6 protein-coding genes are annotated in these 12,082 nt (G+C 47.4%); 2 read left to right on the forward strand and 4 right to left on the reverse strand.

Annotated elements, in window-relative coordinates:
* Positions 1–236 precede the first annotated feature (236 nt).
* From QUA71_RS19470 to treZ, 4 genes are all read right to left on the reverse strand, one after another.
* On the reverse strand, positions 237–749 hold the full coding sequence (locus tag QUA71_RS19470; protein WP_190663856.1) for a DUF4112 domain-containing protein: 513 nt from the start codon (positions 747–749) through the stop codon (positions 237–239).
* A gap of 198 nt (positions 750–947) precedes the next feature.
* Positions 948–2,864 carry a molecular chaperone DnaK gene (dnaK, locus tag QUA71_RS19475; RefSeq protein WP_333287465.1) on the reverse strand — a complete coding sequence of 639 codons (1,917 nt, stop codon included), beginning with the start codon at positions 2,862–2,864 and terminating at the stop codon, positions 948–950.
* Between the two features lie 544 nt (positions 2,865–3,408).
* Entirely contained in the window at positions 3,409–6,204 is a 2,796-nt protein-coding gene (treY, locus tag QUA71_RS19480) for a malto-oligosyltrehalose synthase (protein WP_333287467.1), read from the reverse strand.
* Positions 6,205–6,431: 227 nt separating this feature from the next.
* Entirely contained in the window at positions 6,432–8,261 is a 1,830-nt protein-coding gene (gene treZ / locus QUA71_RS19485; RefSeq protein ID WP_333287468.1) for a malto-oligosyltrehalose trehalohydrolase, read from the reverse strand.
* A 316-nt stretch (positions 8,262–8,577) separates the two neighbouring features.
* On the opposite strand from treZ, the gene QUA71_RS19490 reads away from it, so the two are divergent.
* Positions 8,578–10,638, forward strand: a complete 2,061-nt coding sequence (locus QUA71_RS19490; protein ID WP_333287470.1) for an amylo-alpha-1,6-glucosidase — start codon at positions 8,578–8,580, stop codon at positions 10,636–10,638.
* 208 nt (positions 10,639–10,846) lie between these two features.
* Positions 10,847–11,887: a glucokinase gene (locus tag QUA71_RS19495; protein ID WP_333287472.1), complete on the forward strand. Its 1,041-nt coding sequence runs from the start codon at positions 10,847–10,849 to the stop codon at positions 11,885–11,887.
* The last annotated feature ends 195 nt before the right edge of the window (positions 11,888–12,082 follow it).

Raw genomic sequence — 12,082 nt, forward strand, 5'->3', positions numbered from 1 at the left:
GCCGACATAGTAGTTTTTGGATGGGATTGTATGGTCATTCTTGGGTAAGAGGAATAGAAGGTTGTGAAAAAATGATTTAGGAATTAATGGCAATAAGACGGAACAAGCTACCATTTTTTCAGAGGGGTTTGAGGGCTAGGTCCCTGATGATACGGACGTTTTGACGGCGTTGTCACCCCGTGAAGCTATTAATATGACACAAAGAGAGTGCTTTATCTTCAGAATCACACCAAAGATTAACGCCCTGTAATTACTTGAAATAGCCACCCAAAAAGCATCACGCTCAAGAAAATCACGCCTCCGACAATTAACATCAAACCCAAAAGCAGCCCCGCCACAAATAGCCAATCGGCTTTTTTCCCAGGTTCAGGGGAACCTAAATGAGCGTCCAGCAATTCTATATTTTTGACATTAGCTTTCCAAGTAACATCCAACAAGTCTCCGGCAACGGGTACAGTACCGGCAAATGTATCAAACACGATGTTAGCAGCCATTTGTACTAAAGTCTCTCGCGGCACTCCCATTTGAGCGGACTTCAAGACGACATAGCCGGCAAAAATTGAACTGATTAAATCGCCGCCGCCCGGTATCAGTCCTAATATTGGATCGAGTCCAATGCGGTATTTTGTGCCAGGAATCGGAATTGCATTGTCTAGTAAATGGCTGATCCGGCGGATTCGGCGCAAGGATGCAACATGAGATTGGCTGGGAGTATTTGCGGAGGAATTTTGTATAGGAGAACGTGACATTTAATTACTCTCGGTTGCGCTATTACTGCTAGTTGATGAGATTTATTAAAGCATATTCTAGTTTTGTCTATATGCCTCAAGCACGATTTTTAGTAATTTTAGCCGATCGGCTTTTGTTTGTTTTTGAATGAACAGAAACCCGGTTTCTGTTCAAAACCGGGTTTCTTGCTTCTAGCTAGGGGCTTTTAGTTTAGCCTTTTATTTGTTGCCTTCTGTGAAGTCGGCGTCAATCACGTCGTCGCCGCCGCCAGTGGGGCCGCCGTCTCCATAGCCACCAGGGCCGCCAGGGCCGCCAGGGCCATCAGTTGGGCCGCCTGCTTGCTGGTACAGGTTGCTGCTGACAGCGTAGAATGCTTGCTGCAACTCTGTTGTCAAGGTTTTGATCCGATCGTCATCTTCACTGCCGATCGCCTCGCGCAAGTCTTTGAGCAACCCTTCAATCTTAGTTTTGTCAGCAGCGGGAACTTTATCACCCAATTCTGCCAACTGCTTCTCGATTTGATAGGCTTGAGAATCAGCTTGGTTTTTGCGATCGATCCTTTCGCGACGTTCCTTGTCAGCAGAAGCATTCGATTCGGCTTCCTTCACCATGCGCTCGACTTCATTGCTGGGCAAAGTAGAAGCACCAGTAATGCTAATCGATTGCTCCTTACCAGTACCTTTATCCTTAGCAGCTACATTCAAAATACCGTTAGCATCGATATCGAAAGTAACTTCAATTTGAGGTACGCCACGGGGGGCTGGTGGAACTCCATCTAAGCGGAAGGTTCCCAAATCCTTGTTATCATTCGCCATTTCCCGTTCGCCTTGCAAAACGTGAATTTCCACGTTTGTTTGGCCGTCTACAGCAGTCGAGAAAGTTTCCGACTTCTTGGTAGGAATAGTGGTGTTGCGGGGAATGATTTTGGTCATCACGCCACCCAAGGTTTCGACGCCCAGAGACAGCGGGGTAACGTCGAGCAACAGGATGTCTTTGACTTCGCCAGAGAGTACGCCGGCTTGAATTGCTGCACCGACTGCGACCACTTCGTCCGGGTTTACCGTTTGGTTGGGGTCTTTGCCGAGGAGTTTTTTGACCAGTTCTTGCACCGCAGGAATCCGCGTCGAACCACCAACTAAGACGACTTCATTAATTGCCGATTTGTCTAATTTAGCGTCGCGGATCGCGTTTTCTACCGGGATGCGAGAGCGATCGATCAAATCCGAGCACAGTTCTTCAAACTTGCCCCGCGTCAAAGTCGTGTCCAAGTGTTTTGGCCCGTCTTGAGTCGCGGTAATAAACGGCAGGTTGATTTCTGCTTGGGTAACGCTCGAAAGCTCAATCTTGGCTTTTTCTGCTGCTTCCGTCAGGCGTTGCAGTGCTTGTTTGTCTTTGCGGAGGTCAATGCCTTCGGCTCTTTGGAATTCGCTAGCAATGTAATCGACGATTTTTTTGTCGAAGTCGTCACCGCCTAGGTGAGTGTCTCCAGAAGTTGCTAGCACTTCAAATACGCCGTCGCCTACTTCGAGAATAGATACGTCGAAAGTACCGCCACCTAAGTCAAATACGAGGATGGTTTCGTTGCTCTTTTTATCTAACCCGTAAGCTAAAGCTGCTGCTGTAGGTTCGTTAATAATCCGCAGCACTTCTATACCGGCAATTTTTCCCGCGTCTTTCGTAGCTTGGCGCTGGGAGTCGTTGAAGTAAGCGGGAACAGTAATTACCGCTTGGGTAACTGTTTCGCCGAGGTATTTGCTGGCGTCTTCTACGAGTTTGCGGAGAACTTGTGCAGAAATTTCTTCTGGTGCAAATTGCTTGCCGCGGGCGGGACAGTCTAGTTTAAGGCTGTTGCCAACTTTGAGGACTTTGTAGGAAACTTCAGTCGTTTCATGGGCTACTTCATCAACCCGACGCCCGATAAACCGTTTTACTGAGTAAAAGGTGTTTTCGGCGTTCATCACGGCTTGACGCTTGGCGATTTGTCCGACAAGTTGATCGCCATTTTTAGCATATGCTACTACAGAAGGTGTGGTGCGACCCCCTTCGGCGTTGGCTATGACGGTGGGTTTGCCGCCTTCCATAACTGCGACGCAGGAGTTTGTCGTACCTAAGTCAATTCCAACTACTTTTCCCATAGGGGTGTTCCGGCTCCAATCTCTACAAAATTTTGGTGTTTTATCTGTGCGATAGTCTGGTTATTCAGGACTGCGATTTTACCTCGCGGTTTACGGGTAGTGAGTCCTGCTTTAATACAGTCTTCGATAGGGTGCTGATCTCTATACTGCGGGCGGTAGACCTTGCGATGAAGGGGTATTTACCGAACCTCTTGGGGGACGGTTGCATCCGTGAGGCTTGCACCGCTACAGTTGTTGACTGCTTTGCTTTTCTTTACTCTTCCCAATGTACGGTGTGCGATCCATTCGGGTATTGTGGCAAACCGTATACGTTGTGTTGTATTTGCCGTCTTTGTTGTATAAATTTTGTTTGGTTGGTAGGGGCGATCGGTTTTTTGGCTTCAAATCAGGTTTAATATCAATTCTGAAAAGGGACACGGCAATGCCCTGTCCCTATCAGTTTACTTCCAGGCTGTGCCTGGGAAGGAATATATTATTGAGGGAGAGCCTCAAGTCCGCCTGCTGGGAATCTCGGAAAATTCTTGAATTTTCCAGCTTTTAATTGCTATTTTTCACCGATCAGCAGAGCTGCAGGAAAGTAACTCAGAGCTTCACCAATTGCCAACGTACCGTTACTTTCTACCGCCTGATTTGTAATTGCATCTTTCCAAACCGACGGCATTTGCTCGGATAATTTCAAATTAGTATCTTTCCAGACTTGTTTGCCGATCGGCAATTCTTCCGGTTTGACAATTCCCGTGAAAAACCGGGGAGCAATGACAATAACTGTAGTATCTTCAAAGCTTCTGGCAAAGGCAACAACGTTATCTTTAAACGTGCCAACTGCTTGCAGGGGCAGATAATCGCCTGATTGAAAAACTTGCAAGTATTTTTTTCGGGCTTCTAGCACTCTTGTCGTCAAAAATAACTTAATTCTTGCGTCTTCTCGCGTCGCAATCAAATCTTCAACCAGTTGCAAAGTATCCGTCTGAGCTTGCTCTTTAATTTCCCGCAAAACCTCGATTCTGCGGTCAAAATCAACGGGACGGCGGTTATCCGGATCGACGTGGCTTAAATCCCAGAATTCCGTCCCTTGATAAATGTCTGGAACGCCCGGAGCAGCGAGTTTCAGCAGCGTTTGAGATAAAGAATTGAAAATTCCGTAATTAGCTACTTTTTTGCAGAAAGGTATAAATTTGCTGAGAAACTGATTTTGTTCCGAAGGTTCGAGAACACTATCGATAAAGGTCATAAAACCAGCTTCGTAGTCGTTATCCGGTCTCAGCCAAGCCGTATAAACTTTGGCTTCGCGGACGGCTTTAATGGCATAATCTTTCAGGCGATCGACATAATCAGTGTTTTCAATTCCCTCAAAGGGAAAAGTGCCGATCATAGTTTGGTACAAGAAGTATTCGTCGTTAGTACTGGGAACCATTCGATTCACAAAGTTGACTTTCTTAGAAGAGTTTAGCTCTCTCCAAGACTTGACTTGCTGTTCCCATTCATCGGGAATTTCAGACAAAACGTTAATTCGAGCTCGCACATCTTCGCCGCGTTTGGTATCGTGGGTAGCTGTAGCATTCATTTTGTGCGGCCAAGCGACTTGCTGCTTTTTGTTGAACTCGTGAAAATCTACCAGCGACACGCCGAACTGACTGGGGTTTCCTCCCACTTCGTTGAGCGATAAAAGCCGATAGTAGACGTATAAAAGCGTGTCTTCAACGCCTTTGGCCATCAAAGGCCCTGTCAACTGCTGGAGTTTCATTACAAAGTGCCGCCGCTGCTCTTTTTGTTCGGTTGTTAGGGTTTCTTCTTCTTCCAGCAACAGCACCGTTTCGATAAATTTAAGTTCCTTGAGAAGTCGCGGTACTTGTTCTTTCGCGTGAGCGATCGCATATTTTACGTAAGTGCGATCGGACTCTCTCAAACCATCTTGATTGATGTAAGTCCGGTAGACTGGAAAAATCGTCAAAACAGCAGCCAATGCTTTTTCCAAACCGGGACGAGTAAAGTCATTCCCCTGTCTCGATTGACCGGAGATATTCTTCAAAAGTTGAGCTAAATTGTCTACATCTCCCGCCAAGTTTTTCTCAACAATCAGCCCTTTTTTATCTAAAAACAACTGTTCGTAGGGAACGGTCAAGCGAGTAAATCTATGATATATTTCGCTAAATTGCTGTTCGCGATCGCACCGACAAAAAACGCCGTTTACGTAATTCAAAAAGTCGTAGCCGCTAGTTCCCTCAATCGGCCAATATGACGGCAAATCTTCTTCGTGTTCCAGAATCTTTTCAACAGTAATGTAAGTGTCTCCGGTTTTCTCCCGGAGCCGTTTCAAATATTCTGTGGGGTCGTACAGTCCGTCGATGTGGTCGATTCTCAATCCGGTAAACTTTTCCTCATCAACCATGTCAAAGATCAGAGCATGGTTTTTGTGAAAAACTTTAACCTCTTCAACTTTTACCGAAATAAGTTCGTTGACTGTAAAAAACCTTCGGTAGTTAATTTCTTCGGCACCCACTTTCCAGAAAGCCAGACGGTAAAACTGCTCGGAAAGCAAATCGTCTAGCAAATTAAAGCTTTCGGCATTTCCCTTTTCTCCGTTAAAAACTTTGATATTTTCATCGATGAATTCCTGTACAAGGGGATTTTGATTGTAGAGTTCCCAGAGCAGTCCTTTGACAAAAGCTATCTGATCGTATCGGGTTTTACCTTTAGTTTCTGAAGGTGTATTTTTAATCAAATAAAGAATCCCCAAAAACTTGATAAAATCTGGATGGCGTCTGCCTAATTCCCTGGCTAAATGCCCCAAATTATGGCTGATAAATTTAGCATAAGATTCAATTCTTACTGGCAATTGTAAGCTATAATAATTGATGCTCAGCCCATTTTCGCTGTATTTGAGTTGAATCTCGCCATTTTCCAGACACTCTCCATAAAAATTGCCCAGCAGCGGCGCCAGAACTCGACCTCTGAGATGTTCGTAAGCGTGATTCCATTCAATATCGAAGTAATCGAAATAGTCGGAATCCGGCCCGTGTTCCAACACGTCTAACAGCAGCAAGTTTTGAGTGTCGTAAGCCATGTGGTTTGGGACAATATCTTGCAGCCATCCCATGTTCCGTTTCTTGATTTCGTATGTGAGGGCTTCAAAATTTTCTGATGTTCCCAATTCGGGATTGAGCAGATTTGAGTCAACGACATCGTATCCGTGAGAGCTGCCTTTTCTGGCTTTAAATATCGGTGAAGCGTAAACGTCGGTAATTCCTAAATCTTCCAGATAGCTCAGGATTTGTTTGGCGGCTTCAAAGTTAAAACCTGCATGAAATTGAAGCCGGTAAGTGGTTGTGGGAATTCTCATCTTAATTTTACTCCTAATTAATTAGTTGGTCGGGTTTGTTGTTTAAAATTAGAAATAGTAGGTTGAGTGGAGAACGAACCCTCCGTTTCACTCCGCCCAAACCCATCAATTTGAGATTTAAGTGAGATTTGAGATTTTTGCTCCCATCTAAAATCTCAAATCGCCAATCTAAAATCAGTTGTTGGGTTGAGCGGCAGCGAACCCTACGCTTCGCTCCGCCCAACCTACTATTTCTGTATTATTTCGTAGAGTGCGAAACTCTGGGGTTTAACAGTCAACTCTTGCTCTGAATTTATCTTGTCAGGCAAGCTAGAACCTGAACCCATCCATTTTTCATCAGCAGAGTCTAAAATTTTGTTCCAGTTGCCTTGGGGAAGTGCAGCCGTAAAAGCTACCTCTTGCCTGTTGAAGTTTAGAATGCAGAATATCTGGCTGTCATCTGTCCATCGGCGTAGAAATAAGATTTTTTCTGCTTCAATGCTGGACACTTCTAGACTGTTTTTGTCGAGTTTTTTAAGGGCTGGTATTGTCCGCCGCAGTTGAATCAAATGTTGGTGCCATTCCCAAAGGATTTTGTGTTTGCCTTCGGTTTGTTTTTCCCAGTTTAACTTACACTTATTGAAAGTCTCAGGACTCTGGGGGTCATTAAACTCGCCTCGACCTTCAAAGATTTTAAATTCTTGTTGTTTGTCTTTGCGGACAGCTTCAATTAAGTTTTCGTCCGAGTGGGAAATGAAGTAAAAAAACGGTGCTTCTTCTCCATACTCTTCTCCCATAAAAAAGAAGGGAATGTAGGGAGAAATTAAGACTGTGCCGGCTGCAAGTTTCAATCCTTCCAAGTCAACTAATTTGGAGAGTCTGTCTCCCAAAATGCGGTTGCCGATTTGGTCGTGGGTTTGGGCAAACACCAGAAATTTATGACCCGGTTCATCCTTAACAGAATTGCCGTGTTTCCGCTTTCTGTGGGGGGCGTACTGGCCGGAGTAAACAAAGCTTTCTTTAAAGGCTTTTTCTAAGTGTTCGCACTTGCCGAAATCTTGGTAGTATCGGTCGTCTTCTCCAGTGAGCAAGGCGTGCAGTGCGTGGTGGAAATCATCGCACCATTGGGCGTCTAATCCGAAGCCCCCCTGTTCTTTAGGACGTATAGTGCGGACATCATTTAAGTCACTTTCGGCTATTAAGTAAAGTTGCCGTCCTAGTTCTTGGGAAATATCGGCTGTGGCATCGGATAGTTCTTGTAAAAACGGTCTTGCACTTACTTCAAATATTGCTTGAATTGCATCTAATCTCAGGGCGTCGATGTGATAGTCTCGAAACCAGTAAAGGGCGTTTTCAATAAAGTAGTTACGCACGCCGTCGCTGTAGGCGTCGTCAAAGTTGAGGGGGTCTCCCCAAACTGAGCCGTATTTTGATGTAAAGTAAGGGCCGAAGTCACGGAGGTAGTTTCCTTCGGGGCCGAGGTGGTTGAAAACTACATCAAGAATTACTGAAATGCCGTGTTCGTGGCAGGCGTTGACGAGTGTTTTGAAGCCTTCGGGGCCGCCGTAGGAGTTTTGAACGGCGTAGGGATATACGCCGTCATATCCCCAGTTTCGCTCGCCGGGGAATTGGGCTACTGGCATTATTTCGATGGCATTGATTCCCAATTCTTTAAGTTGTTTTAGCTGGGGAATTATTGCTTCAAATGTTCCGGCTTGGGTGAATGTGCCGACGTGCAGTTCGTAAATAATCATTTCGGCTAGCGGCACGCCTTGCCAATTTGTGTCAGTCCAAGTAAAAATATTTTCATCTATTACTTGCGACGGAGCGTGTACGCCTTGGGGTTGATATTTTGAGGCTGGGTCTGGTCGGTCGGTTTTTCCTTCGATTTGGTAGGTGTAAAGGGTTCCTGGTTCGATGTCTGTAGCTGTGGTTTCCCAATAACCTTCTGCGGATTGTTGCATCGGTATCAGGCGTTTTGTTGGGGAAACAATTTGGACTGCTATTTGTTTGATTGTGGGCGCCCAAACGGTAAATTTACATTGGTTGTTGCCGAGGTAATTAGCTCCTATCTTCACTTTGAGTTGTTCTCCTTATAAAATAGGTTGGTAGTTCGATCGCCCGATGCGCTATCAAATGCTTGCCCTTAACGTTCAGCGCCTGTTTAGACGGTAATATTACTTAATATCACACACAACTAACTTTAGACAGAGGCATCAAAGGCTAAAATTGTGTACCGGGCAAAATTAGCGGTTGGTTGTGTCTAAATTAGAGCAGGAATCGGCACGGGGGCGATCGCCAAATTAACGGCCTGGAAGCGTTAATATTTCTGATTGATATCATGTCGAAAATCTACCTAAAGGTAGGTCAAAAATCAGCGCGAGTGTGGATTTTATGGTTATGGCTTTTGGACGGGAAATCTGCTGCAATCTCGACTCGGCGGAGTCTCGGGAGTGGTTGGTCACAAACGGGATCGGCGGTTACGCTAGCGGGACGATCGCAAATCTCCTCACCCGCCGCTATCACGGCTTGCTGGTAGCTGCCCTCAAACCCCCCCTGGGACGCACTTTGATGCTCGCCAAGCTGGACGAGACTGCTGTGTATCACGATCGCGCCTATCCGCTTTATACAAACCGCTGGGCCGACGCGGCGATCGAACCCCACGGCTACAACTACATCGAAAGCTTTCACCTCGAAGGCACGACGCCTGTTTGGAGGTTTGCTCTCGCCGAGGCTATCCTGGAAAAGCGGATTTGGATGCAGCAAGGTGCTAACACAACATATATTCAATACCGCTTGCACCGCGCCTCACAACCGATCGCCCTCGCTGTCAAAGCCCTGATCAACTATCGCGACTACCACCACACGACGAGCGTCGGCGACTGGCAGATGAGCCTACAAACCTTGGAAAGCGGGGTTTGCGTGACTGCATTTCCCAAGTCTGCACCCCTGTACCTGCTGACGGATGCCGAACCAGAGGCCAACTTTCGAGTTTCTACGCCTTTATACAAGTGGCATTACGGATTTGACCTAACAGCCGAAAAGCGGCGCGGATTGGACTGCTGCGAGGATCACTTGCACGCGGCGACTTTTCACATGACGATCGCACCGGGAAGTTCTCTGACATTGATAGCCAGCACCGAGAAAAATCCCGAACTCAAAGGCGGTACAGCTTTAGAAGTGCGCCACACTTATGACCAACAACTGCTGCACAACTGGTCAAAAGTGAGCGAATCTCCCGACTGGATCGATCACTTAGTGCTAGCCGCCGACCAATTCATCGTCAGCCGCCCGCTACCGGAGGAACCCGAAGGCAAAACGATCGTCGCCGGATATCCCTGGTTCAGTGACTGGGGACGGGATACGATGATTAGCTTGCCCGGTCTCACAATCTGTACCGGGCGATCGGAAATTGCGCGATCGATTTTGCGGACATTTGCGCGGTATGTCGATCGGGGAATGCTGCCGAACCGCTTCCCGGATGCGGGCGGCGAACCGGAATACAACACCGCAGACGCCACGCTGTGGTACTTTGAGGCAATCCGCGCTTATATCGATGCCACGGGCGACGACGAACTTTTGACCGAACTCTGGCCGGTGTTATGTGAGATTGTTGACTGGCACTTGCAGGGTACTCGGTATAACATCCGCGTCGATCCCGATGACGGTTTAGTCTACGCGGGCGAAACCGGCGTGCAACTGACTTGGATGGACGCGAAAATCGGCGATTGGGTGGTGACGCCTCGGATTGGTAAGCCGATCGAACTCAGCGCGCTTTGGTACAATGCTATACAAGCAATGGCAAGTTTTGCTCGAAAACTCGGCAAGCCTCACAATGAATACCAACAATTGGGCGATCGAACGGCCGCCGGATTCCCTCGCTTCTGGAACGCCTCAACCGGTTACTGTTACGACGTTCTGGACGGCCCCGACGGACACGATAGTTCGCTGCGGCCCAACCAAATATTCGCCGTATCCTTGCCCCTAGACTCGATTCCTCCTCACTCCGCCAACTCCTTGTCAGCGGGGATGCGCCAGGAAACCCGCTATACACCTTTACTGACGCCCATCCAGCAGCGCGGCGTGGTGGATGCCTGCGCTCAACAGCTTCTGACTTCTGTCGGCCTCCGCAGCCTCTCGCCGCAGCACCCGCAATATCGCGGCGCATACGGAGGCGACCAATTGCAGCGCGACAGCGCCTACCACCAAGGCACAGTTTGGGGCTGGCTGATTGGCCCATTTGTCTTGGCGCACTTGCACGTATACAAAAACCCAGCCCAAGCGAGCGAATTCCTGGAACCGATGGCACATCATATAAGGGGCGGCGGAGTTGGCAGTCTGGGCGAAATTTTTGAGGGCGACGCCCCTCACTCGCCTCGGGGCTGCACGGCTCAAGCTTGGACTGTGGCTGAGGTGCTGCGGGCTTGGTTGGCAATTAATACTGTGGGTGTTTAAATTAGTAGTGTTATCAATCATTTGGTAATATCGCAAATTCAAGCCCTCAAGAGAATCTCTCTTTCTCTGTCTGTTCTCTTTCTCAGCGTCAAGAGCACCTCTGCGGTTCGTTTAAAAAAAGAGTTCACCAATCTGCCTATCATTGCTATAAACTAGGTGGGTTATTCGGCAACGAAATCAAGACAACTACTAATTAAATAGGAGATTTATGGCATTATTATTAGCGGGCGATATTGGCGGAACTAAGACAATTTTGCGGTTAGTGGAAAGGACTGTTAACGGTGAAATGAACGCTCTTTACGAGTTTCGCTATCCGAGCGGGGAGTTTCCCGATTTAGTGCCGATGGTGCAGCAGTTTTTGAGGGAAGCTGCTATGAAATTGGATTTTACGCCCTTGCCTGAAAAAGCTTGTTTTGCGATCGCGGGCCCGGTGGTTAACAACACTGCAAAACTGACTAATTTGCCTTGGATGCTGGATGCGAAGCGTCTGGAACAGGAATTAGGAATATCACACGTTAGTTTAATTAATGATTTTGTCGCGGTTGGCTACGGCGTGTGGGCTTTGGACGATCGAGATTTGCACACTTTGCAAGTTGGAAAACCCCGCCCATACGACCCAATTGCTGTGATTGGTGCAGGTACTGGTTTGGGAAATTGTTTTGGAATTCCCGAGGCAAATGGCATCAGGGTTTTTTCTTCGGAAGGGGGGCACGGTGACTTTGCTCCTCGTTCGGAGTTGGAGTTTCAATTGCTGAAATATTTGTTAGCAAAACACGACATTTCCCGAATATCGATCGAGCGTGTGGTTTCGGGACAAGGGATTGTTTCAATTTACCAGTTTTTGCGGGACAAAAAGTTTGCTCCTGAATCGCCGGAGATAGGGGAAGTTATCAAAAAATGGGAGTCAGAAATCGGTAAAAGCGAGAAGAGTGTCGATCCGGGGGCGACAATTGCACAGGCGGCACTCAAAAAGTGCGATCGGCTTTCGGAACAAACAATGCAAATGTTTGTAGAAGCTTACGGTGCGGTGGCCGGAAATCTGGCTCTGACACTGTTACCTTACGGCGGTTTGTACGTAGCTGGCGGCATCGCTGCTAAAATTTTGCCGCTGATTCAAGAAGGGGGTTTTATGCGAGCTTTTACGCACAAAGGCCGGATGGATTCGCTGTTAGAAATGATGCCGGTTCGATTGGTTTTGAATCCCAATGTAGGGTTAATTGGAGCGGCTGTTTGTGCGGCCGGTCTTTAGGATAATTTTAAATAGTTTGGGCGGGCTAGATGCCCACCCCACAATAATTTTTGTGGCACAGGCATCTTGCCTGTGCAAATATTTGGGGCGGGCTAGATGCCCACCCCACAATAATTTTTGTGGCACAGGCATCTTGCCTGTGCAAATATTTGGGGCGGGCAAGATGCCCACCCCACAAGGATTTTTGTGGCACAG

The sequence above is a fragment of the Microcoleus sp. MON1_C5 genome (assembly GCF_036701875.1).
Lineage (GTDB): Bacteria > Cyanobacteriota > Cyanobacteriia > Cyanobacteriales > Microcoleaceae > Microcoleus.